Source organism: Halorubrum sp. CGM4_25_10-8A (genome assembly GCF_005435025.1).
GTDB lineage: Archaea > Halobacteriota > Halobacteria > Halobacteriales > Haloferacaceae > Halorubrum > Halorubrum ezzemoulense.
Genome location: NZ_SGTX01000001.1, coordinates 175,518 through 198,336, shown reverse-complemented (window position 1 = coordinate 198,336; position 22,819 = coordinate 175,518). Strand labels below are relative to the sequence as shown.

The 22,819-nt window shown below is 68.6% G+C and carries 25 protein-coding genes; 10 read left to right on the top strand and 15 right to left on the bottom strand.

Features of this window, described 5'->3' with window-relative positions; translation table 11 throughout:
- Positions 1–27 precede the first annotated feature (27 nt).
- A complete protein-coding gene (locus EXE52_RS01000) occupies positions 28–501 on the bottom strand; it encodes a hypothetical protein (protein ID WP_089307789.1) in 474 nt (157 codons plus the stop codon).
- Between the two features lie 79 nt (positions 502–580).
- On the opposite strand from EXE52_RS01000, the gene EXE52_RS18370 reads away from it, so the two are divergent.
- Positions 581–721, top strand: a complete 141-nt coding sequence (locus tag EXE52_RS18370) for a hypothetical protein (RefSeq protein WP_167373062.1) — start codon at positions 581–583, stop codon at positions 719–721.
- Positions 722–780: 59 nt separating this feature from the next.
- The gene (locus tag EXE52_RS00995; RefSeq protein ID WP_089307788.1) at positions 781–1,773 is read left to right on the top strand and encodes an NAD-dependent epimerase/dehydratase family protein; all 993 of its coding nucleotides are present in this window, start codon (positions 781–783) and stop codon (positions 1,771–1,773) included.
- Between the two features lie 52 nt (positions 1,774–1,825).
- Here the strand turns inward: EXE52_RS00995 and EXE52_RS00990 are convergent, their stop codons facing one another.
- From EXE52_RS00990 to EXE52_RS00980, 3 genes are all read right to left on the bottom strand, one after another.
- Complete coding sequence (locus EXE52_RS00990; RefSeq protein WP_049929911.1) at positions 1,826–2,575, bottom strand: GNAT family N-acetyltransferase; 750 nt, start codon at positions 2,573–2,575, stop codon at positions 1,826–1,828.
- 71 nt (positions 2,576–2,646) lie between these two features.
- Positions 2,647–3,306: a thiaminase II gene (gene tenA / locus EXE52_RS00985; protein ID WP_086215972.1), complete on the bottom strand. Its 660-nt coding sequence runs from the start codon at positions 3,304–3,306 to the stop codon at positions 2,647–2,649.
- 165 nt (positions 3,307–3,471) lie between these two features.
- Positions 3,472–3,747, bottom strand: coding sequence for a cytochrome C oxidase subunit IV family protein (locus tag EXE52_RS00980; RefSeq protein ID WP_049929908.1), 276 nt, complete (start codon positions 3,745–3,747; stop codon positions 3,472–3,474).
- 155 nt (positions 3,748–3,902) lie between these two features.
- Here EXE52_RS00980 and EXE52_RS00975 point away from each other — a divergent pair, with 155 nt between their 5' ends.
- On the top strand, positions 3,903–4,421 hold the full coding sequence (locus tag EXE52_RS00975; RefSeq protein ID WP_089307787.1) for a hypothetical protein: 519 nt from the start codon (positions 3,903–3,905) through the stop codon (positions 4,419–4,421).
- Between the two features lie 56 nt (positions 4,422–4,477).
- Here the strand turns inward: EXE52_RS00975 and EXE52_RS00970 are convergent, their stop codons facing one another.
- Positions 4,478–5,023, bottom strand: coding sequence for a halocyanin domain-containing protein (locus EXE52_RS00970; RefSeq protein ID WP_089307786.1), 546 nt, complete (start codon positions 5,021–5,023; stop codon positions 4,478–4,480).
- 147 nt (positions 5,024–5,170) lie between these two features.
- Here EXE52_RS00970 and EXE52_RS00965 point away from each other — a divergent pair, with 147 nt between their 5' ends.
- A complete protein-coding gene (locus EXE52_RS00965) occupies positions 5,171–5,761 on the top strand; it encodes a hypothetical protein (protein WP_086219841.1) in 591 nt (196 codons plus the stop codon).
- Positions 5,762–5,804: 43 nt separating this feature from the next.
- Here EXE52_RS00965 and EXE52_RS00960 read toward each other — a convergent pair whose 3' ends face one another.
- Positions 5,805–6,953, bottom strand: a complete 1,149-nt coding sequence (locus tag EXE52_RS00960) for an acyl-CoA dehydrogenase family protein (protein WP_137703399.1) — start codon at positions 6,951–6,953, stop codon at positions 5,805–5,807.
- A 145-nt stretch (positions 6,954–7,098) separates the two neighbouring features.
- Between EXE52_RS00960 and EXE52_RS00955 the strand changes: the two genes are divergently transcribed.
- On the top strand, positions 7,099–7,896 hold the full coding sequence (locus tag EXE52_RS00955; protein WP_137703398.1) for an RIO1 family regulatory kinase/ATPase: 798 nt from the start codon (positions 7,099–7,101) through the stop codon (positions 7,894–7,896).
- Positions 7,897–7,927: 31 nt separating this feature from the next.
- On the opposite strand, the gene EXE52_RS00950 is transcribed toward EXE52_RS00955, so the two are convergent.
- From EXE52_RS00950 to EXE52_RS00930, 5 genes are read right to left on the bottom strand one after another with little or no spacing between them, the layout of a single operon-like run.
- The gene (locus EXE52_RS00950) at positions 7,928–8,680 is read right to left on the bottom strand and encodes an ABC transporter ATP-binding protein (RefSeq protein ID WP_044965613.1); all 753 of its coding nucleotides are present in this window, start codon (positions 8,678–8,680) and stop codon (positions 7,928–7,930) included.
- An 8-nt stretch (positions 8,681–8,688) separates the two neighbouring features.
- On the bottom strand, positions 8,689–9,477 hold the full coding sequence (locus EXE52_RS00945) for an ABC transporter ATP-binding protein (protein WP_049929902.1): 789 nt from the start codon (positions 9,475–9,477) through the stop codon (positions 8,689–8,691).
- Positions 9,470–10,651, bottom strand: coding sequence for a branched-chain amino acid ABC transporter permease (locus tag EXE52_RS00940; RefSeq protein WP_004596316.1), 1,182 nt, complete (start codon positions 10,649–10,651; stop codon positions 9,470–9,472). Before EXE52_RS00940 ends, EXE52_RS00945 begins: the two co-directional genes overlap by 8 nt.
- On the bottom strand, positions 10,648–11,607 hold the full coding sequence (locus tag EXE52_RS00935) for a branched-chain amino acid ABC transporter permease (protein WP_004596315.1): 960 nt from the start codon (positions 11,605–11,607) through the stop codon (positions 10,648–10,650). Before EXE52_RS00935 ends, EXE52_RS00940 begins: the two co-directional genes overlap by 4 nt.
- A gap of 9 nt (positions 11,608–11,616) precedes the next feature.
- The gene (locus EXE52_RS00930; RefSeq protein ID WP_089307784.1) at positions 11,617–12,888 is read right to left on the bottom strand and encodes an ABC transporter substrate-binding protein; all 1,272 of its coding nucleotides are present in this window, start codon (positions 12,886–12,888) and stop codon (positions 11,617–11,619) included.
- 181 nt (positions 12,889–13,069) lie between these two features.
- Here EXE52_RS00930 and EXE52_RS00925 point away from each other — a divergent pair, with 181 nt between their 5' ends.
- A complete protein-coding gene (locus EXE52_RS00925) occupies positions 13,070–13,936 on the top strand; it encodes a proline dehydrogenase family protein (protein ID WP_089307783.1) in 867 nt (288 codons plus the stop codon).
- A gap of 517 nt (positions 13,937–14,453) precedes the next feature.
- Here EXE52_RS00925 and EXE52_RS00920 read toward each other — a convergent pair.
- On the bottom strand, positions 14,454–15,191 hold the full coding sequence (locus EXE52_RS00920) for a helix-turn-helix domain-containing protein (protein ID WP_049929895.1): 738 nt from the start codon (positions 15,189–15,191) through the stop codon (positions 14,454–14,456).
- A gap of 89 nt (positions 15,192–15,280) precedes the next feature.
- On the opposite strand from EXE52_RS00920, the gene EXE52_RS00915 reads away from it, so the two are divergent.
- On the top strand, positions 15,281–16,801 hold the full coding sequence (locus EXE52_RS00915; protein ID WP_089307782.1) for an aldehyde dehydrogenase family protein: 1,521 nt from the start codon (positions 15,281–15,283) through the stop codon (positions 16,799–16,801).
- Between the two features lie 42 nt (positions 16,802–16,843).
- Here EXE52_RS00915 and EXE52_RS00910 read toward each other — a convergent pair whose 3' ends face one another.
- Positions 16,844–17,776, bottom strand: coding sequence for a DUF5821 family protein (locus tag EXE52_RS00910; RefSeq protein WP_089307781.1), 933 nt, complete (start codon positions 17,774–17,776; stop codon positions 16,844–16,846).
- 130 nt (positions 17,777–17,906) lie between these two features.
- On the opposite strand from EXE52_RS00910, the gene EXE52_RS00905 reads away from it, so the two are divergent.
- On the top strand, positions 17,907–18,704 hold the full coding sequence (locus tag EXE52_RS00905) for an aldo/keto reductase (RefSeq protein ID WP_089307780.1): 798 nt from the start codon (positions 17,907–17,909) through the stop codon (positions 18,702–18,704).
- Positions 18,705–18,728: 24 nt separating this feature from the next.
- On the opposite strand, the gene EXE52_RS00900 is transcribed toward EXE52_RS00905, so the two are convergent.
- Entirely contained in the window at positions 18,729–19,778 is a 1,050-nt protein-coding gene (locus EXE52_RS00900) for a phosphotransferase family protein (RefSeq protein WP_089307779.1), read from the bottom strand.
- A 143-nt stretch (positions 19,779–19,921) separates the two neighbouring features.
- On the opposite strand from EXE52_RS00900, the gene EXE52_RS00895 reads away from it, so the two are divergent.
- Both EXE52_RS00895 and EXE52_RS18365 read left to right on the top strand, forming a co-directional pair.
- Positions 19,922–22,069 (top strand): hypothetical protein, encoded by a 2,148-nt coding sequence (locus EXE52_RS00895; RefSeq protein WP_089307778.1) that lies wholly within the window; start codon positions 19,922–19,924, stop codon positions 22,067–22,069.
- Positions 22,070–22,136: 67 nt separating this feature from the next.
- On the top strand, positions 22,137–22,286 hold the full coding sequence (locus tag EXE52_RS18365) for a hypothetical protein (RefSeq protein ID WP_017342927.1): 150 nt from the start codon (positions 22,137–22,139) through the stop codon (positions 22,284–22,286).
- A gap of 46 nt (positions 22,287–22,332) precedes the next feature.
- On the opposite strand, the gene EXE52_RS00890 is transcribed toward EXE52_RS18365, so the two are convergent.
- A complete protein-coding gene (locus EXE52_RS00890; RefSeq protein WP_089307777.1) occupies positions 22,333–22,788 on the bottom strand; it encodes a DUF5799 family protein in 456 nt (151 codons plus the stop codon).
- Positions 22,789–22,819 lie beyond the last annotated feature (31 nt).

Here is a 22,819-nt window from a genome sequence, read left to right as displayed (position 1 = left end):
GGTCCGGTCTTTTTCCCTTTCGTCCACTCATGTAGCGTCGTCGCCGAGCGGCTCGGCGCACCACTGACAGAAGTCGACGGTCGGGTCGGTCTCCTTGCCACACTCCGGACAGCGCACGGTCTCGTCGCTCGTCGTCTCCGTTGACGGCGCGGCCGGGCCGTCGACCGTTCCGCCGGCGGTCGGCTCCGCGGCGTCGGCCGAGCGGGCCGCGTCGCGTTCCCGCTCGTGTTCGCGGTTGTTGCGGAGCGCCACGACGTACGCGTCGATGACGCTCGCGCCGACGACCGCGGCGGCGGGGGCCACGTCCCGAAGCGGCGGGGGCTCGCCGGCGAGGACGCCGGAGATCGCCGCCTCGGGGACGAACACGAAGACCGCGGCGGTGACCGCGACGTACCAGCCGAACGCGCGGGCCCACCGGCGGAGGTATGCGTGGCCGAGCCCGGAGACGACGAGCGCGAGCAGGGCGGCGAGCCAGGGTCGCCGACGCGTGTGGTCTGTCATGAGCGCCCGTACGGGTTCCCGCCCCGAGAACCTACCCCTCTCTCGGAGCGTTTATGTGGCGGACGCGCCGAACCCGGGTATGTTCGGCGTTCCGCTCGGTGAGTTCCTCTCGGGGGTCGCGTTCGCGGTGTTCGGCGTCGGCACTTGGGGGATCGGCCTCGGCGTCGCGTACCTCCTGTATCGCCGGTGGCGCGGCGACGGGCCCCGCGGCGACGACTGAGCCGGCCCGTCGCCTTCCGGTTCGGCCACGTTTTTTACCTCGCTCATCGGATCTCGGGTATGACAGACACGGCGCTCGTCGTCGGCGGCACGCGGTTCATCGGGCGACACACCGTCGAGGAACTGCTGGCACACGACTACGAGGTCGCGATATTCAACCGCGGGAACCACGAGAACCCATTCGCGGACGACGACCGCGTGACCCACGTCGAGGGGGATCGGAAAGACGAGACCGCGCTGCGCGCCGCGAAGCTGTCGGTCGAACCGGACGTCGTGATAGACTGCGTCGCCTATCAGCCGGCCGACGTGGAGACCGCGACCGAGATCTTCGCCGACGTCGACGGCTACGTGTACATCTCGTCGGGATCCAGTTACGCGGCCGAGGAGATCCCCAAGCGGGAGGGCGAGACGCCGCTGGAGCCGTGTACCGACGCGCAGGCCACCGACGACGCCCACGAGACGTACGGCAATCGGAAGGCCGAGGGCGACCGCGCGGTGTTCGCGGCCGCCGAGGACGGCGTGTCCGCGACGGCGGTTCGCCCGTGTATCGTCTACGGGCCGCACGACTACACGGAGCGGCTCGACTACTGGATCGACCGCGTGCTCTCGCACGACCGCGTGGTCGTCCCCGGCGACGGACAGAACCTCTGGCACCGGGCGTACGTCGAGGACGTGGCGAGCGCGCTGCGGATCGTCGCCGAGCGCGGCGAGCCGGGCGCGGCGTACAACGTCGGCGACCGACGCGCGCTCACCCTACGAGAGACGTTAGAGACGATCGCCGACGCCGCCGGCGTCGACTGTGAGGTCGTCCCGGCGAGCGACGACGCGCTCGCGGCCGGCGGGCTCGACGCCGACGACTTCGTCCTCTACCGCGAGTACCCGCACCTGCTCGACACCTGCGGGCTCGCCGACCTCGGCTGGGAGTCGACGCCGGTCGACGAAGCGATGGCACGGACCGTGGAGGAGCACCGCGAATCTGACCGCGACGGGAGCGAGTGGGACCCCGGCCGCGAGGCCGAGGAGCGGGTCATCGGCGTGAAACAGACGCTCTGAGAGAGTGGTCTCGGCGTAGCGCGGAGCGACGTTCTCCGCGGGCCGGAGCGTGTCAGTACGCGGCGTCCCACCGCGTCGGCTTCCGGCGGTTGCCGCAGTTGCGACACTCCATCCGGTCCATCGTGTCGATCGCGACGTCCGTTCCCTCGCAGTTGCCGCAGAGGTAGCCGTACCGGCGCTCGTGGTCCGCGTCGACGTAGGCGACGTAGAACGGCGCCAGCGACCCGCGCTCGCTCTCGTCGAAGGCGACGTGGACCCGGTCTCCGTCGTCCGTCTCGTAGATTGCCTCAGAGATGCCGGTGAGGCGACCGATCTGCTTCCGGTACTCCCGTTCCGCGAACGGCTCGCCGCCGATGTCGACGTCGCGCTCGCCGGCGAGCTCGTACCCCTCTCGCTGGTAGAACGCCGTGCCGGCCTCGTTGTCGGCGAGGACGCGCGCCTCGATCCGGTCCACGTCGGCATCCCGGAGCGCGGACTCGACCCGTTCGAGGAGCGCGGAGCCGATGCCGGACTCCCTGTGGTCGGGGTGGACGTGGAGCCAGTCGATCTCGCCGACCCGCTCGCGGCGGCCGACGACGTAGCTCTCCGCGAACCCGACCACGTCGCCGTCGACGGCGGCGACCGGGAACACCGCGTCGTCGTCGTCGATGTCGTCCCCGAGGTCGTCGGCGTCGTACCACTCCTCGACGGCCTCGTCCAGCAGCTGTTCGCCGACGGCGTGTCCGTACGACGCCACGAGCGACTCGCGGGCGACCGACCGGACCGCGTCGACGTCTTCGACCGTTGCGGCGCGTAGGTCCATGCGGACGGATCACGCTCCGGCTACAAAAAACTCGGTCGGCGTTCCCGCCATCGGCGCGACTGCTCCTCGACTCAGACCTCCCACGTCTCCCGGGTGTAACACATCTCCCAGAACGCGTGTTCGAGGCGGGCGCTCCGCAGGAACGCCGCGCGCATCGCGTCGCGCTCGCCCGGGTACGCCTCGCCGTACCGGTCCACGAGGTCTCGCATCCACGCGACCGTCTCGCGGAACGCGTCGCTGTTGTACTTCTCGATGAACGGCGTGTACCGGTGGGTCTCGGTCGCGAGGCTCGCCATGTGGTCGGCGACGTCGAGGTACCCCTGCCCGCACGGGTAGATCGCGGCCGCGATCTCCGCGATCGACCCCTCGTGGGCCGTCCGGACGAGGAAGTCGGTGTAGGCGGCGCAGGTCGGCGCCTTCTCGACCGCGTCGAGGTCGTCGACGGAGAGCCCGTAGTCGGCGGCGAACGACCGGTGGAGGTCCATCTCGTCGTCCAGCGTCGCGTGCGCGGTCGCCGTCAACCGCCGCGTCGTCTCCTCGTCGTCGGCCTTCGTACCGGCGAGCGCGAAGACGCGCGCGTAGTCGAGCAGGTACCGGTAGTCCTGTTTCACCCAGTGACGGAACGCGCCCTCGTCGAGCTCACCCTCCGCGAGTTCGACGACGAACGGGTGTCGCTTCTGTGCGTCCCAGATCTCTGATCCGGCCTCGAGGAGTCGGTCGCTGAAACCCATCGCATCGGCCCCTCGTCTTGCGGCGAGTTATAACTAACTAATACCACTAGGTGGTGGCAGCAGAAAGACCCTCGTCGGGACCGTGCTCGGTCGAGCGAAAACCCGGCGAAAGTGCCGGGAAAACGGTTCGGAGGCGTTCGAGCGAGAAAGAGACGCCGCGAGTCGTTACGAGATGGAGTACGTCGCGGCCGCCATCAGCAGCATGGTGAGCGCGAGCGCGAGCCCCATCAGGTAGGTCAGCGAGCGGTTCTCCCACTTCAGGTGCTGGAAGTACGCGACGATGAGCAGCGTCTTGACCGTCGCGATCACCAGCGTGCCGCCGAGCGCCTGCGCGTAGGTGAACTCGATGAACGACGTCTCGAAGAGAGCGAAGTTCAGCGTCGCCGCGACTAGGAGGGCGACGTATATCGCCGAATACATTTTCACGGAGTCGTGCGCCATCTTACTCACCCCTTCGTCCCTGCGCTTAAAGAATTAACCATCCGGGGTACCCGCTGCGGCGACGGCGAGGTCCGTCTCGGCGTCTCGGATCCCGAAACGCCTATCAGCGCGACGACCCCATCTGCGTCCGGTCGCAGCCCCGACCGGTACCCCTCGTGACTCCGCTCGAACCGACGGACGACCTGCTCGAATCGCTGTACGTCGTCAACAAGGTCGCGAAGCAGTTCGCCGACGAGGCCACCGCCGCCTACGAGCGCGGCGACGTGACCGAGAGCAACGTCCGCTCGGCGCGGAAAGACGCCCTCTACCGGCTCAAAACCGCTGTCCTCTCTAGGATCGTCGCGTACGACGCCGACGGCGTCACCGGCGAGTACCACGCCATCAACGGCGACGTGTGGCTCTTCCTCACGGTCGGCGACTGGCACTTCCACCAGCCGCCGCACGCGATCGGCGGCGACCTCACCGACGCGATCGCGATCTCGAACTCGCCGGCGGACCCGATCGACGCCCCCTACGAACGCGACGCCAGCGTGGAGCGCTCGGAGCGCACGCTGGAGGAGGCGCTGTCGCGGCTCGCCGAGGCCGGCGCCAACGCCAACGACCACCTCGCGCGGCCCACGGTCACCAGCGAACGCGACCGGATCGTTGACGTGCGCTGGTCGTTCCTCTCGTGAACGCCGAGCAGGCGTGAAAAAATCCGCTCGCGTTCGAACCGCGCGAAGTGAGCCGCTTACGCTTCGACGACTTCGATGGCGCCGAGCATCCCGTTCGCCTGGTGGGGGGTACACTGGTACAGCTGGATCCCCGTGTTGTCGAACGACTGCTCGAACGTGTGCCCCTCCTCGGAGACGGAGTCGCCGCTGTTGAAGTCGGACTCGGACCCCTCGACCGAGGCCACGTTGTGCGCGCCCCCGTTGCCGGTCCACTCCCAGACGACGGTCGTGCTGGAGTCGATGCGGATCGCCGCCGGCGAGAAGGCGAACCCGACGTCGCCGGCGCCGACCTCGACGGTCACCTCGTCCTGTCCCGTGAAGTCCATGATGGTGCCCTCGTACATCCGGGCCTCGGACAGGTACTCGTCTATCTCGCTCGGGACGTCCTCGACGGCGCTGCCGCCTCCGCCGGAGCCGTCGGAGCCGTCGGAACCGTCGGAACCGTCGGAACCGTCCGACCCGTCGGAGCCGTCACCGCCTCCGGAGCAGCCCGCGAGTGTCCCGATGGTCAACGCGGCGCCGGTTCCGGCGAGATACCGCCGTCTGGACAGTTTATCAGACATCACTTTTCGTAGGGGTCGAAGCCTTACAAACCCCGTGATAGCTTCCGGTTCGCAGGAATTTCCCGAGCGGCTATGACTCCGGTCGGCGGGCGGTCGCAGCGCGCCGCGAAGGGCGGACTTATCGCCCTCCGACGCCTCGCGAGAGCCATGCGCGAGGACGCGCTCGCGACCCGGCTCGTCGAACACTACGAGGCGACGGCCGAGTCGCCGGCGATCCGGCTCGAGGAGCCGTACGACGCCGACGGGCGGCAGGGGGTCGTCGACCTCTTCGTCCGAACCCGAACGCCCGAACCGGTCGACCGCGTGATCGAGCTCAAGGCCGACGCCGCGGTCCGCCGCGCCACCGGCGCGAACGAGATCCTGCGCCAGTACCGCCGGATGGAGCGGTACTTCCACGTCGACGAACGCCACGCGCTCCGCCCCAAGCTCGGTCGCACCGAGCCGGGCGCGCGCTACCTCCTGTGTTTCGCGCCGACGCCGACCTGCGTCCACCACGTCGCGGAGAACCGCACGCTGTACGGCTCCATCGACCCGGACGCGCGGGCGGGCGACGTGCCCGCGGTCCGCACCGTCGCGTTCCTAACGGGACTCGACGGCGACCCCGTCGACCTCGGGCTCGTCTCCGTCAACGGTGAGGCGGCGTTCGGCTCGGCGCCGTTCCGGCGGGCGGTCCCCGAAGGCTCGCGGCTCGCGGAGAGCCTGCGCGCCGTCGACGACGACCTGATCGAATTCCCCTGAGGCGCGCCGAGCGCCCGGCGTCGCTGACTGACGACTCGCCCGACTAGAGGCCGAGTTCGCGCCCGATGACGACGTGCTGGATCTCGCTGGTCCCCTCGCCGATCTCCATCAGCTTCGCGTCGCGGTAGAAGCGCTGCGGCGCGAAGTCGGTGGTGTAGCCGTAGCCGCCGAGCGTCTGGACCGCCTCCTCGGCGACCTCGCGGGCCGCCTCGCTGGCGTCGAGTTTCGCCAGCGCCGACTCCCGGGTGACCGACTCCCCGGCGTCGTACTTCGTCGCCGCCCGGTGGGTGAGGAGTCGGGCGCGCTCGATCTGCCGGTACATGTGGACCACCTTGTCGCGGACCGCGTCGAACTTCGATATCGGCTTGCCGAACTGCTCGCGTTCGCCGGAGTACTCCTTGGCGGCCTCGTAGGCCCCCTGCGCAAGCCCGACCGAGAGCGCGGCGATGGAGATGCGCCCGCCGTCGAGCGTCTTCATCGTCTGTGTCCACCCCTCGCCCTCCTCGCCGAGCAGCCGGTCCTCCGGGATCCGCACGTCGTCGAAGCTGATCTCGCAGGTCGGCGAGCTGTTGAGCCCCATCTTGTCCCAGACCGTCGTCACCTCGAACCCGTCGTCGTTCTCGGGGTCGACGATGAACGTCGAGATGCCGTCGTAGCCGGCCTCGGGGTCCGTCACCGCCTTCACGAGGACCGAGTTCGCGACGTTCGCGTTCGTGATGAACTGCTTGGTGCCGTTCAGCACGTACTCGCCCGCCTCGGCGTCGTACTCCGCGGTCGTGTCCATGTCGGAGGCGTCCGAGCCGCTCCCGGGCTCCGTGAGCGCCCACGCGCCGAGCCCCTCGCCCTCAGCGAGCGGGCGGAGCCACTCCTCCTTCTGTTCGTCGGTGCCGAACAGGTCGATCGGCTTCGCGCCCAGAGAGGTGTGCGCGGCGTACGAGAGGCCGATCCCGCCGGAGACGCGGCCGAGCTCCTCCGTGACCAGGGCGTACATCAGCTGGTCGCCGCCGAGCCCGCCGTACTCCTCCGAGACCGGAATCCCCATCATGTCCAAGTCCGCGAGCGACTCGAACACCTCCTCGGGGAAGCGGTGTTCGTCCTCGATCTCCTGGGCGATCGGCGCGATCTCCTCCTCGCAGAACTCTCGGACGGTGTCGCGTATCATCCGGTGTTCGGCGGGTACCTCGAAGTCCATGAGCAAGAATTGCGACGCGTGGGCATAAACGATGCGAACGACCGTGATGGACTGTAGCGGGGTCGGCGGTGTCGCCCCGCGCCGACGACTTATCAGGCGCCGCCGCGAGCCGACGACTTATCAGGCGCCGCCGCGTGCCGTCGGTATGGAGTTCCGCGAGCTCGTCCGGGGGCGCGTCGACTGGCCCGACGTCGAGCGCGTCGCGCGCGAGCTGGCGGACCAGTACGACCGCGATACGATCCGGGTCCGGTTTCTCGACGCCGACAACTGGCTGTCGACGCCGATGGTCGTCGACGACGACCTCTTCGTGAAGGTGATCACCCGGCAGAACACGCTCGTCCACGCGCTGTTCACCACCGGGCGGAACCTCGGCGCGGTCTCGTCCGGCACCGAGGGGTTCTTCGAGCGCCACGAGACCCCCTACGAGATGGCGCGTCACGAGCTGGAGGCGACCCGCCGGGTCCGCGAGCTCGGCGTCAACGCGCCGGAGCCGGTCGAGGCGTTCGAGGTCGGCGACCTCGGCGTGCTGGTGTTGGAGTACCTCCCCGAGTTCCGCACGCTGGGCGAGCTCGACGCCGACGCCGTCGCCCGGCTCGCGCCAGAGCTGTTCTCGACGCTGCGGACCGTCCACGACGCGGGGCTCGCGCACGGCGACCTCCGGGCCGAGAACGTCCTCGTCGCCGACAGCGACCTCTACGTCATCGACGCGACCCGCGTGAGCGAGGACGGGCGCGAGGCCGCTCGCGCGTACGACCTCGCGAGCGCGCTCGCGGCGCTGGAGCCGATCCTCGGCGCGGCCGACGCGATCGCCGCCGCGCTGACGAGCTACTCGACCGACGAGCTGCTCGCGGCGCGCCGATTCCTCGACTTCGTCGCGATCCGTCCCGACCACGACTTCGACGCCGCGGAGCTGACGGGCGAGCTCGAGAAGCGCACGGCGTGAGACGCCGCGAGAAAGCGGACCGACCGGAGACTCAGCCGCCCAGGTACAGCTGCGAGACCTCTTCGTCGTTCAGCAGCTCCTCCGGCGTCCCCTCGAACCGGACGGTCCCCTGGTCGAGGACGTAGCCGCGGTCGGAGATGCCGAGCCCCTTCGTCACGTTCTGCTCGACCATGAGGATCGCCGTGTCCATGTCGTTGACCTCCTTGACGTCCTCGAACACGTCGTCGGCGGTGTTCGGTGCGAGCCCCGCCGACGGCTCGTCGATGAGCAGCACGTCGGGCTCCATCACCAGCGCGCGGGCGAACGCGAGCACCTGACGCTGGCCGCCGGAGAGCGTCTTCGCCTTCGAGCCGCGCTTCTCGTCGATGATCGGGAACCGGTCGTACAGCGTCTCGATGACTTCCTCGAGGCTCCCGTCGCGGGCGACGCCCCCCATCCGGAGGTTCTCGTCGATCGTCAGCGAGCCGAACACGTTGTCGGTCTGGGGGACGTAGCCGATCCCCTCGCGGACGATCTCCTCGGGCGCCATCCCGCCGATGTCGCGGCCGTGGTACTCGACGGTCCCCGTCCACGGAGTCAACATCCCGAACGCGGTCTTGAGCACCGTCGACTTCCCGGCGCCGTTTGGCCCGACGAGACAGACGATCTCGCCCGGGTCGAGCCGGACCGAGCAGTCGTCGAGCACCTGCACCTCGCCGTACCCGCTGTCGACGCCCGACAGCGAGAGCACGGGGTCGGTTCCGCCGTGAGGCCCGTCCGCGGCCCCGGTCGTGTCGTCTGTCATACCGTCGCTCATCTTCCGCCTCCGAGGTACGCGTCGATGACGCGGTCGTCGTTCCGGACCCCCTCCGGCGTCCCCTCCGTCAGGACGTGTCCCTGATCCAAGACGACGATCGGGTCCGCCAGGTCCATCACGAACTCCATGTCGTGTTCGATGAGCAGGAACGTCGTTCCCTGCTCGTTGAGCCGCCGGATCTGGCCTTTGAGCTTCTTCGCCAGCGTCGGGTTCACCCCCGCCACCGGCTCGTCGAGCAGCAGCACCTCCGGCTCGGCGAGCATCGCCCGCGCGAGCTCGACGAGCTTCATCTGGCCGCCGGAGATGTCGGTGGCGGGCTGGGTCGCGAGGTGGTCGATCTCGAAGTCCTCCAGTATCCGCTCCGCCTCGGCGAGGTTCGCCGACTCGCTCTCCGCGACCGTCCCCGGCGAGGTGAAAAGCGTGAGGAACGACTCGCCGGGCTGTTTCCGCGGGCCGACCAGCATCGCCTCGCGGACCGTCATCCCCTCCAGCTTCCGGGGCGTCTGGAACGTCCGGATGAGCCCGTGTTCCGCGACTTGGTACGGCTCCATGCCGGTCACGTCGGTCCCGTTCACCTCCACGGTCCCGCCGTCCGGCTCGTAGAAGCCGGAGATGAGGTTGAAAAGCGTCGACTTCCCGGCGCCGTTCGGGCCGATGAGCCCGGTGATGGTTCCGCGCTCCACCGCGAACGTCGCGTGGTCGGTCGCCGCGAGCCCGCCGAACGACTTCTGGAGGTCGTCGACGCGGAGGACCGCGTCCTCCTTCGGAAGCGCGCCCTCACTCATCGTCACCACCTCCCTTCCGCTCGCGGACGCCGCTGTCCGGCGTCTCGGGCGTTCCGCCACCGCCGACCGCGCTCGGCCAGATCAGCTCCCGCTGCGGCGGGAGGACCCCCTGCGGCCGGTAGCGCATGACGGCGACGATGACGACGCCGATCAACAGCAGTCGCAACGGCGCGGGGTCGATCGGGAGCGCCACGTCGTTCAGGAAGCGCGTCCCCTCGCGGATCGTGACGATGACGATCCCGCCGAACAGCGCTCCACGGTTGGAGCCGCTGCCGCCCAAGATCACCGCGACCCACGCGTAGAACGTCGTGATCGGGTCCAGGTCGCCCGGCCCGACGTAGAGGTTCAGATGCGCGTAGAAGACGCCCGCAAGCGCCATTATCAGGCTCCCGAGGACGAACGACTGCATCTTGAACGAGTAGGTGTTCTTGCCCAGCGCCCGCGCGAGGTCCTCGTCGGAGCGGATCGTGCGTAGCACGCGCCCCCACGGCGATCGGTGCGCGCGCCGGAGGACGAAGTACGCCGCGCCCGCGAACGCGAGCACCAACAGGACGTTCAGCGACGCCTGCCAGAACGCCGTCTCCAGGATCACCGGCGACCCGGGGATCACCTCCAGCCGGAGCCCCGGCATCGCTTCCGGGAACGTCGAGAGCACCGGCCACCCGTCGAAGAAGCCCGGGATGCCGCGCAGCCCCGCGCTCCCGTTCGTCAGCCAGCGCTCGTTTAACACGATCAGCCGCACGACCTCCGCGAGCCCGAGCGACGCGATGGCGAGGTAGTCGGCCCGGAGCCTGAGCGTCGGGATGCCGATGAGCAGCGCGAGCGCGAGCGCGACGACGAGCGCGACGGCGAGCCCGACGAGCGGACTGAATCCGCCGGCGATCGGCGAGCCGCTCGCGGTCATCAGCGCGGTGCCGTACGCGCCGATGCCGAAGAACGCGGCGACGCTGAAGTTGATCAGTCCCGTGAACCCCCACTGGGCGTTCAGCCCGAAGGACAACAGCGCGTACATCCCCGCCAGCCCGACGAGGAACAGGAAGTACGTCGGACCGAGCGCGCCGGTGAGCATCGCGACGAAGAGGAACAGTACGAACGCGACGCTGACGCCAAGCACCCACCCCTCCGGGCGGGAGAGGTCTGCGAACGCCGCTTTCGGGTCGTCGAGGAGGCTCACGTCGCGCCCTCCCCGGCGATCCCGTTGGGCCGGACCAACAGCACGACGACCATGATCACGAACGCGATCGCGTTCGCGTACTCGATGGTGATCATGTTCTCGATCACGGTCGCGAGCCAGTTCGGACGGATCGGTAGCGCCTCGACCACGTTGGAGAAGAACGGCGTTAGCTGGTTTATCATGCCGATGAGGAACCCGCCCGCCATCGCGCCGTAGACGGAGCCTATCCCGCCGAGGATCACCGCCGCGAAGATCACCAACAGGAGGTTAAAGCCCATCCGGGGCGCGAGCTGATTGAACAGTCCGAGGAACACGCCGCCCGCGCCGGCGAGCCCGGCGCCGATGACCCACGTCCACAGCTTGACCCGCTTCGTCCGGATACCGCTAACCCGCGCGAGGTCGGGGTTGTCCGCCATCGCGCGCATCTTCCGACCGAGGTCGGTGTACTGGAGCAGGACGTGGAGCCCGACGACGAGCGCCACCGCCGATCCGAATATCGCGACGTCGTGGAGCGTTATCCGGACGCCGTACGGCACCAGCGCCTCGATCGGCCGCAGCGGCCGGACGTCGAACCGGGTGAAGTCGGAGCCGAACCGGATCTGGATCACCGCGCGGTAGATGAACGCGATCCCGATCGACGTGATCAGCAGGCCGATCGAGTCGACGTCGAGCGGCTCGTAGATGAGCTTCTCGGTGGCGACCGCCACGACCGCGGCGACTGCGATCCCGACGACCAAGGCCAGGAAGAAGCCGTACGGGAGCCCCAACACCGCGCCGCCGAGCCCGCCGACGGCGCCGAAGGTCACGAGCGCCGAGTACGCACCGATCGTCATCGTGTCGCCGTGCGCGAAGTTCGCGAAGTCCGCGATGCTGTACACCAGCGACAGCCCGATGCTGCCGAGGACGATGATGCTGCTGAACACCAATCCGTTAGCCAGGTATCCGAGGACGGTCATCGGTCGGGATTAGCCTTCGATGAAGTCGATGCCTTCGTACGCGTGGTCCTGGACCTCCAGGACCTGAAGAAAGCCGATCGGGTCCCCGTTCTCGTCGAAGTCGATGGGGCCGCTGACCCCCTGGTAGTCGACGTCGTCCGGTCCGCCGCCGTCCGCGAGGATCCCGCTCGCGGCCTCGAACGAGGTCACCGTCTCGCCCTCCGGCCCGGAGACGCGCCGGACGGTGTCCTGGAGCGCCGCCCCCGTGAACTCGTCCGCGGCCTGGATCGCCAAGGCGGCGTTGATCACGCAGTCGTACGCGTACGCCGCCCACGAGGTCGGCTGCCGGCCGTACTCCGACTCGAAGGTGTCCGCGAACGACTGGTAGTTCTCCTCCTCGACGGGCGCGGACGGAACGACGATCTTCATCCCCTCGATGCTCCCCTCCGGGGTGTTCTCGAGCACGTTGTCGCCGGAGACGGAGTCGGCGCCGTAGAACTGCGCCTCGTACCCCGAGGAGAACACCTCGTTGACCATCGTCGCGAACTCGGCCTGGTAGGTGATGAACAGCCACGCGTCGGCGCCGGAGCTGTTCATCTCCGAGATGACGCTGGAGTACGACTGCTGGTCCTGATCGTGCGGCGTGTTGTAGACGACCTCGCCCTCGTACGCGTCGACGAACGCGTCCGTGAGGCTCTGGCCGTAGTCGTTGTTGACGTAGGTGATCGCAACCTCGTCGTAGCCGTCGTCGCTGATGAGGTTCGAGAGCGCGAGCGACTGGCTCCGCCCCGACGGCGACATCCGGAGCAGTCCCGGGAACTCGGTGAGGTTGAGCCCGGTGGAGTTCTGGCTCAGCTGAACGACGTCCGTTCCTTCGATGACGCTCTCGTAGATGGCCAGCGAGACGCCGGAGCCGACCGCGCCGATCAGGAACGGCACGCCGTCCTGATTGACGAGCTTCTGGGCGGCAGCGATCCCGCCCTGGTTCTCGCTCTCGGAGTCCTCGACGACGATGTCGAGGTCTCGCCCGTTAATGCCGACCTCGTTGACCATCGAGAGGGCGAGGTCGACGCCGCGCTGGTTCCGCTCGCCGAACGCCGACAGCGACCCGGTCTGGGAGTCGACCATCCCGATCTCGTAAGCCACGGTCGAGTCGCCGCCGTCGCCGCCGTCGCTGCCGTCACTGCCGTCGCTGCCGTCGTCAGTCGTGCTGAGACAGCCCGACAGTCCGACGAGTCCCGCACCGCCGGTCAGTTTCAGCAGCGTCCGCCGATCCGTCATGCCCGTGGTATTCCGTGACATATGTTTCCGATAGTCCCGAGCACATTCGGCTACCTTAACCCCGACCCGTCCATGGTCGGTGAGCGCGCGGCAGATCGATGAATCGGCTGGTAGTGGGACTGAAAGAATTTTATACAGGAATATGTCTTCGGAACAATTGGTCGGGTGCCATTATATACCGCTCCGGATCCGCAGTGATCGCATGATCCCGCCCATCGCGAGCAACTTTGTCGCCGGGGAGACGCCGGAGGCGGCGCTCGCTCACGTCGAGGGGCTCAACAACCGCGGCGTGGCCGGCATCCTGAACCTGCTCGGCGAACACTACGAGGAACGGCCCCCCGCCGACGCCGACGCCGACGCGTACGTCGACCTCGTCGAGGCGATCGCGGAGCGCGGCGTCGACGCCTGCGTCTCGGTCAAATCGAGCCAGATCGGCCTCGACATCGCCGACGACGTCTTCGAAGAGAACCTGGCGCGCATCGTCGAGGCGGCTAACCCGCCGTCCGCGACCGGGCCGGACGGGACGGGCACCTTCGTCTGGATCGACATGGAGGACCACGAGACCACCGACGTGACGCTCGACGCGTTCGAACGGCACGCCGTCGAGACGGACGGCAACGTCGGCGTCTGCGTACAGGCGAACTTGAAGCGGACCCGCGAGGACCTCGAACGGCTCGCCGACCTCCCGGGGAAGGTCCGACTCGTCAAGGGTGCGTACGACGAGCCGGCCGAGATCTCCTACAAGAAGAAGGCGCGCGTCGACGAGTCGTACCGCGACTGCCTCGCGTATATGTTCGAGGCGTTCGACGACGGCGTCGCCGTCGGGAGCCACGACCCCGCGATGATCGACTACGCGAAGCAGCTGTACGCCGACCACGGGACCCCCTACGAGGTCCAGATGCTGACCGGCGTCCGGGAGTCGGCGCAGTTCGAACTCGCGGCCGAAGACGACGTGAAAGTCTACCAGTACATCCCGTACGGCTCCAAGTGGTTCTCCTACTTCTACCGGCGGATCCGGGAGCGCAAGTCGAACGCCCTGTTCGCGCTGCGCGCGATCGTCGGGAACTGAACGAACCGGGGCAAAGACCGGCGATCGGGCGCTACGATTTATCAATCGGCGTGTAAGTTTTCCGTCCGCCGTTTATCAGCGATTGAACGACCGACGACGGACGCCTCCAAATTCCCGGCCGCTCGGTAATAAATGGTCGCTAGCAGATCGGCGGCAAACAGTTCCAAGGCCCCAGTCGCGAGGACGGCGCACGCTCGCTGCGGTCCTCAGTCGCTCGCTTCGCTCGCTCCTTGCGGTCCTTACGTCACCTGCGCCGTCCTCGCGACTGCCCCTTCGAGTCCCTACCCGACCGCGACCGCACGGCGCCTCACGCCTCCCCAACCTCGTCAGTCGCCGTCGCTTCGCTCCGGCGACTGACTCCCTCGCGCGTGCTGACTCGCGGCCGCCGATAGCGGCCGCTCGCAGGCACGCGCCACCGCCTTCATTCATAACCAATCGGCGCTGTCGCTCGCGGATATTTAAATACCGTACCGCGCTCGACGCGCTGTAACACTCGCTCCGCAGTCGACACTGCCGTTCACGGGTCCAGTAGCTTCGACTCCGCCTTCCGCAGGTGTTCGAGCAGCGTCGTCTTCGAGACCTCCATGTCGTCGGCGAGCTCGCGCGTCGACGCCTCTCGGGGCCACTCGTAGTAGCCCGCTTCGCGGGCGTGTTCGTACACCTTCCGCTGTGTCGTGGTCAGCGTGTCGAGCCGCTGCTCGCGGGGGGTCCGCCCGGCGTGGCCCGACGACGACATCGACTCCACCGTCACCTCCGCGCCGGCCGCCTCCTGAACCGCGTCGAGCGACTCCCGGATCTCGGTGCGCTCGCCGACGAAACACACCTGCCACTCCTCCCGTCCGCCCTCGATCCGGACCGGCGCGCTGTGGACGAAGCCGTGTTCCAAAAGCGTCGGACACACCATGTCGCCCGGGTCGTACTCCAAGAAGAACTCGCGGACGACGTTGCCCGGGGCGTCCCGAGCGCGCCCGAACCGCTCCTGTAGCTCCAAGAGGTTCCCCGCGCGGTCGGACTCGCGGATCGCGTCGAGCAATGCTTCGACCTCCTCGTTCGTGTCTCCGAACGCCGTGAACAGGCCGTTCACCGTGTTCGGCGCGTCGCTTTCGGCCATCGGTGAGTTGTAGATCGCGTGTGCGAGGACGCCGCCGCCGGTCTTTTTCGTCGCCTCGATCGCCCAGCAGTTCGGATGCCAGAGGTCGAGCGTGAGCCGGGTTCCGGCCCACTCGCTCGCCCCTTCTGGTTCGGTTGTCGCCATTGGTACCGCATGTTTGGCACTACATCACAAAGACCTTACCGACCATGGTAGGGTGGGTTATTTGGACGTGCCGACCGGATGTCTCAAACATGGCGCAGCCCTACCAGCACTACATCGACGGCGAGTGGGTCGACGGCGACGGGTCCGAGACCTTCGAGAGCGAGAACCCCGCGACCGGCGAGACGCTCGGAGAGTTCCGTCAGGGGACCCCCGAGGACGTCGACCGCGCGGCCGACGCAGCGGACGCGGCGTTCGAGGAGTGGCGCGAGCTCTCGCGGATCCAGCGCGCGGAGTACCTCTGGGACGTGTACCACGAGCTCCGCGACCGGACCGACGAGCTCGGGGAGATCGTCACCAAGGAGTGCGGGAAAGAGATCAGCGAGGGGAAAGCGGACGTGGTCGAGGCCGCGCACATGGTCGAGTGGGCCGCTGGCGACGCCCGGCATCCGAAGGGAGACATCGTCCCCTCGGAGATCCCCTCGAAGGACGCGTACATGCGACGGAAACCGCGCGGCGTCACCGGCTGTATCACGCCGTGGAACTTCCCGGTCGCGATCCCCTACTGGCACATGGCCATTGCGCTGGTCGAGGGGAACACCGTCGTGTTCAAGCCGGCCGAGCAGACGCCGTGGTGCGCGCAGATCATCGCAGAGATGTTCGACGACGCCGGCATCCCCGACGGCGTGTTCAACATGGTACAGGGGTTCGGCGACGCGGGCAACGCGATCGTCGAGAACGACGACGTCGACACCGTTATCTTCACCGGTTCGGCCGAGGTCGGCCACCACATCCAAGAGAAGCTCGGCGGCGTCGCCGGCAAGCGCGCCGCCTGCGAGATGGGCGGCAAGAACGGGATCGTGGTCACCGAGGAGGCGGACCTCGACGTCGCGGTCCACTCCGCGGTGATGTCCTCGTTCAAGACGACCGGTCAGCGCTGCGTCTCCTCCGAGCGCCTGATCGTCCACACGGACGTGTACGACGAGTTCAAGGAGCGGTTCGTCGAGGTCGCGGAGTCGGTCGCGGTCGGTGACCCCCTCGACGAGGACACCTTCATGGGGCCGCTCATCGAGGAGGAACACCGCGAGAAGGTCACCCGAAACAACGAGGCGGCCCGCGAGGAGGGCGTGAACGTGCTCGTCGACCGGACCGAGCTCGACGACGAGGAGATCCCAGACGGCCACGAGGACGGCTACTGGGTCGGTCCGTTCGTCTACGAGGCCGACGCCCACGCCGACCTGACGTGTACTCACGAGGAGGTGTTCGGACCCCACGTCGCGCTCATGGAGTACGACGGCGACATCGAGGAGGCCGTCGAGATCCAGAACGACACCGACTACGGGCTGGCTGGCGCGATCATCTCCGAGGACTACCGACAGATCAACTACTACCGCGACCGCGCCGAGCTGGGGCTGGCGTACGGCAACCTCCCGTGCATCGGCGCCGAGGTCCAGCTCCCCTTCGGCGGCGTGAAGAAGTCCGGCAACGGCTACCCCTCCGCCCGGGAGGCGATCGAGGCCGTCACCGACCGCACCGCATGGACCCTGAACAACTCGAAGGAGATCGAGATGGCGCAGGGCCTCTCGGCGGACATCAAGACGAAAGACGACTGATCCGTCCGGAATGACGCCCGGTGACGGGCGTCCGAACGCTTCTCACCCTGTTACGCCGCGAACCGCCGCGACCGTCTCTTCCGCCGTCTCCGCCGCCGCGAGCGCGCCGCGCGCCGCGAGCCGCTCGCGCGGGCGCCCGACCGGTTGCGGCTCGGAGACGGTCTCGATCAGCTCGGCCTCCCGCAGGAGCCGTTTTATCCGCGTGAACGTCGAGGGGCTCCCGAGACCCGCGTCCTCGCAGGCCCGCCGGAGGGTGCGGTCGAGGGCGCCTTCGCGGGCGCCCACCGCGTAGGCGCGGACGCGGGTCTCCTCGGAGTCTGGACCCGCGGCTCCGCGCGAATCGGCGCCGACCTCGGCATCGAGCGCGCGGAGCACCGCCGCGGCGACCGATTCGTCACACCGCGTCGCGAACCCCTCGTACACCCGCCGTCGGCTCGGCGTCCGGAGCCGGTACGGCTCGGCCGCCGCGAACCGCGGCGCGTACCGCTCGCGGAGCGTGGCGTCGTCGCCGATCCGGTGCCACCGACTCACCGCTCCGGTCGTCTCCTCGCTCGTCTCCCCGCCCGCCCCGTCGCGTTCGCTTCCGATCAGCGCGAACCCCGTCTCCGCTCCCACCAGCACGGGGTTCGGCTGCGGCGTGTCGAGGACCCGGAGGTCGATCGCGTCGGCGTCGAGGAGCGCCGCGAGCCGGCTCGCAGGCCGGAACCCGGCGGTCATGGCGTCGACCGCGGGCTCGCCTGCGAACACGTTCAGCGGCGGGAGACCGGACGGGTCGCGGTCTCCCTCCCCGCCGTCCCCGTGCGCCTCACCGGCAAGCTCCGCGACGCTCGGCTCGACGAGCACCGGGGCGGCCTCCCGGTACGCCTCGACGACCGCGCGGAGCAGTCGCGGTCCGGGGTCGACGAGGATCGGGTCGGAGAGCGCGCCCAGCGGGAGCGGATCCGGGGTCGAGGGGAGCGCGGGTCCGGTCGCCATCGACCCGTCCTACGGTCGCGACGGATTAAGGGTGCGGGGCGCGACAAGCGCACGGGACGCGCACGGAACTGCGGGATCGTGACGTGCCGGCTCGCGCGCCTTTTTCACCCGGCGGCCGGAACGCGAACGCGTGCCACCGCTCGACCTGTCGATCGGGCTCGGAACGTCCGGGCTCGACGACCCCGAGACCTGTACCGACACCGTCGCCGCGGCGCTGGACGCCGGCTACCGTCACGTCGACACCGCGCAGATGTACGACAACGAGGCGGCGGTCGGCGAGGGGATCGCCGCGAGCGACGTCGATCGCGACGACGTGGTCGTCGCGACGAAGGTCCACCCCGAGAACCTCGCGCCCGACGACGTCCGCGAGACGGCGCGGGCGAGCCTGGATCGGCTCGGCCTCGACCGCGTCGACCTCCTGTACGTCCACTGGCCGATCCGAGCGTACGACGCGGAGACCACGCTGCTCGCGTTCGACGAACTCCGCGATGAGGGGATGACCGACCACGTCGGCGTCTCGAACTTCACGCCCGATCTGCTGCGCGAGGCCCGCGAGATCCTCGACGCGCCGATCGCGGCCCACCAAGTCGAGTGTCACCCGCGGTTCCGGCAGCCGGAACTGCGCGCCCTCGCCGACGAGTTCGACCACCGGCTCGTGGGCTACTCCCCGCTCGGCCGCGGGGAGATCCTCGACGATCCGGCGATCCTCGAAATCGCCGAGCGAAACGACCTCTCGCCGGCGGTCGTCGCGCTCGCGTGGGCGCTCGATCGCGGTATCGTGCCGATCCCGAAGGGGCGAGGCGACCACCTGCGGGAGAACCTGCGCGCAGTCGACGTCGACCTGCCCGACGAGGACCTCGATGAGATCGATGCGCTCGATCCGGGGGAACGTCAGATCGACCCCGACGACGCGGCGTGGAACCGCTGACGGGGCGGCCGGCTGACACCGCGATCAGACCGCGTCGAGCCGCGCCCGCAGCTCGGCGTCCGCCCGATCGACCAAGGCATCGAGGGGCTCGTCGAGGTACGGTACCCACTGATCGATGAATCCCGAGCGTCCGAGCATTCTGACGACCTCGTAGACGGGGCGCCGCCGTTCGAACCCCTCGGGAAGCCCCCCGGCGCGCTCGCGGTATCCCTCGCGGAGGGCCGCGGCGAACCGTTCCGAGCCGGTCGAGTCGAACCCGTTGAGCAGCTGGTCCTCCGCGCGCACCAGGTCCCGAGCCGGGTCGCCGACGTGCGACAGCTCCCAGTCGATCGCCGCGACGCCCGGGCCGTCGGTAGCGTCCGCCCCGTCCCCTTCGGCCGTCACGAAGAGGTTCGGCTTCGTGATGTCGCCGTGGAGCAGCGCCGCCGGCGCGCCGTCGAGCAGGTCCCGGTTCGCGCGCACGCAGTCGACGACGGCGTCGTAGTGGTCGGCGAGCCGCTCCGAGGTGCCGATCTCGCGCGTCCGCTCGACCGTCGCGAGCAGCACGTCCGTCCACGGCGCGAACTCGATCGCGAGTCCGGTCTGCGCGTCGGGTCCCGCGGTCGCCGCTCCTTCCGCCGCGCTCCCGCGCTCCGTCCCCGCGCCGACGATCTCCCCGTGGCTCGCGAACCGGTCGGCGTGGAGCGCGGCGAGCGCGCCCCCGACGCGGCGGAGCAGTCGCTCGCGCTCGTCGTCGCTCGCGGCCTCGTAGGCCTCCAGCAGCCCGCGGCCGGGGGCCGGCGCCGTCGCGAGGTACGCCGGGTCCCCGTCCGGATCGGCCGCCAGCACCTCGGGGACCGGGAGGAGGCCGTGCGCTCCGACGTATCGGAGCACGGCGCGCTCCCGGGTGAGCCGGTGGCTCTCGTCGGCGAGCGCGACTTTGAGGAATGCCCAGGAGCCGTCCGCGAAGGCGACGCCGACCGTCTCGTTGGCGCCGTTCCAAGAGGGGCCGACGCCGGTCAGCCGGTCGACCTCGCGGTCCGGAAACGCCGCAGCGAGCGCGCGGTCGATCGGTTCCGATCCGGGCCCGTCCATGCGTGCTCGTCCGAGTCGGCCGATGTTAAGATTGTTGTCAGGGCTGGTCTAAAGCGAGCAAGAACCACGGTAGCACGCTTCAGAACTCCGAAACGAGATAATTACCAACAACCTCATACGTGTTGGCGAATCAGACTAATCTAGTGAACGACGGGTCATCCGAGGGGCGTATCGCGTTCGAGGTCGACGGGACGACGCTCACCGTCCGAGACGTGATCGAGGGCGAGGAGCTGCGGCTCGGCGTCGACCGCGAGCCGGATCTCCGCCCGGCGCTGCCTGCGCTGTTCCCCTCTCCGGTGGACCGCGCGGTCAGCTTCGAAGCGGAATCGCTGGTGCTACTCGACTACGCGTCGATCGTCTTCCGGGACGTTAACGGTGACCACGTCGCCAGACACAACGATTCGATAGAGCTCGAACGCGGCTCGTACTGTATCGAAGTGAACGGGGTGACGAAGGTACTCATCCGCGTGACGGACGTTGAGGTCTCGGCGACCAGTGGCGGAGGTCCCGACCCGGTTACTATCTCGTTCGACCGCCCCCGGACCGTCTCGGTCGGTGCGCGCTCGTTCCACACGCGCCCCGAGGCGACGATCACCGTCCCCGACGACCCGGCAGCGCTGACCGAGGCCGTGTCGCTGCTCGGGTCGTCAGTCAAAGAATTCACCCCGGAGCGGTCGTGGCCGACGTTGCGCGGCTATCCGCCTCGGATCGAGCCCGGCGACTCCCTCGACGTCCCGAGCCCGCTGTCGGTACCCGACACGGGCGTCGAGGTCGTCGTCCGACCGACGTACGCCGACGTGTACCGCCTCTCGACGCTGTCGTACTACCTCGGGGCTCGAATGGTGACGGGCGACGCCCCGGCGATCCGACTGGACACGGGGTACGAGGAACGGCTCCCGACGGAGGGGGAAGCCCTCGGGGAACGGGTCACGGAACTGTTCCGAACGTGGTTCTTCCTCGACACGCTCGCGCGGACGGAGGGGTATGTCCCGTCGGACCGGTACGAGTACGACGCGGTCGGTCCCGATCTCCCGTTTTACCCTCCGAACCTCGCCGACCGCTCCATGAGCGAGCGGCTGATGGAGTACCTAGAGGTCGATCCCGAGACGGTCGAACCTCATCTGCCGGCGTGGCCGACCGAGGCCGTCCTCCGGCCGGTTCCCGCGTCCGCGGAACTGCTGCCGCACCTCGCTCACGTCCTCGCGCCGGTCCGCGTCCGGGGCGACGCCGGTTCCTCCGCGTCGGACGCGCCAGTGGGGATTGCGACATCGCCTCAGGCGTCAGCGGATCTGTCCGCCTTTGGCCCTTCGAACACCTCATCGGGACCGGGAAAGACGGCTCCCTCTCGTTCGAGTCGGGTTCCGTCTCCGGACGCGGACCCGATTCCTGCGGGCGCATCCGTGATATCCCCCGACGCGTACGAGAACCGACTTCGGAGACAGATCCCAGAGCGCGGCACCCTCTCGGTCGTGTTCCTCTTCGAGGACGAGGAACGCGCCCGATCCCTTCGGGGGTCGATGGTCGAACCTGCGGAACTCGATGGTATCGGGTCGTTGGACGTGATCGGTTCGCCGTCTCGCGACGCGGTCGTCGAGACGCTGTCCGACCCCGAACTCGACATCGTACTCTGCGGGGCTTCGGTAACCGCCGGCGCCGTGGGACCCGACGGTTCCCTTCCTCTCGACGGGAGGACCGAGGCACCGAAACTGACCGTGTTCGAAGGCACGAGGGACACCGCCGCCGGCATCGACGCCGTCGAGCGCGGCGGGTCGAGCGCGATTCACCTCAGCGACGTCGTGTCCCCGGAGCGGCTCCGGACCATGATCGGCTTGATCGCGGCCGGATCCCCGCTCAGAGTGGCGACTCGACTGAGTCTCCGCGACGGACCTGTGACCGCTCGACACGTCGGTGACCCGGGGACCGCGATCGCCGTCGACCGCGGACTTACGACCCAGCTGTATTCCTGCCGATCACAGGCGAACGACACCTATCGCGTGGGCTGTTGGTCGTTCCTCTCGACCGAAGTGTTGATCGGGAGCGAGTACCGGTTCACCGGGGTTTTCAGCGACCGGAAATCGATCCTGAACGGAACGGGCGTGAAGGCCGGGATCACTGACGCTTCGGGGATTCTCGATATCCACAGCGACAAGTCACCCGTCCTCGAGTTCTCGGACGAACTCGTCCTCTGGAGCGACGATCTCTCCGCGGATGAGATCGCAGCGATGGCCCGAAGCCGACGGTCAGACGTCAGCTCAACCGAAGCCGCGTGCGAAGCGGGTAGAGAGGAGTGAATGGCCGCACTCTCGGGACCTCGTTTCCGTCGACATCTTTTATTCTCCGGACGACGAACCGCCGCGTATGCCCCAGATACACCTCGACGAGGAGACGGTCGAGCGGCTGGACGCGCTCCGGGTCGACGACGAGGAGTACGACGAGATCGTCAGCGAGCTCATCAGCATCTACGAGGCGGAGGAGCTCACCCTGTTCCGCGGTAGCGACGTGGAGTAACGAGCCGGGGCGAGCGTCCGCCCGCCGGTCGGACGGCGACCGCCGGCTACTCTTGGTACGCGACGCGGACCTGTTCCCACTTGCCGACTTCTTCGAGGTGCGCCTGTAGCTCGTCGGCGTACTCCTGAACGAGCCGCTCGGCGGCCTCCAGCTCCTCGTCCGAGGGACCGCCGGATCCGCCCCCGCCGCCGAGCCCGAGTGCGCCCTTAATCGAGTCGACCACGCCCCCGCCGGACCCGCCGGAGTCGCCGCCGGGAGCGCCGCCCATCCCCGCCATCTGCGACCGGAGGTTCTCCAGTTCCGGCATGATCGCGGGGAGGTTCGACGTGTCCGCGACGACGCGGGCGGCGTCGGGGTCGTCGGCGTTCTCGATCTCCAGATCGGTGGCCGTCATGATCAGGCCCCACTCCTGGCTGGAGAAGCGCGACGCGGCGACGCGCTCGTTGAACTGGTTGTCGACGGTCATCCGCTCGCCGACGATGGCGTCGGTCCACTCGCTCATGCGACTCCGTTCGCCGGTCGCGGTGAAAAGT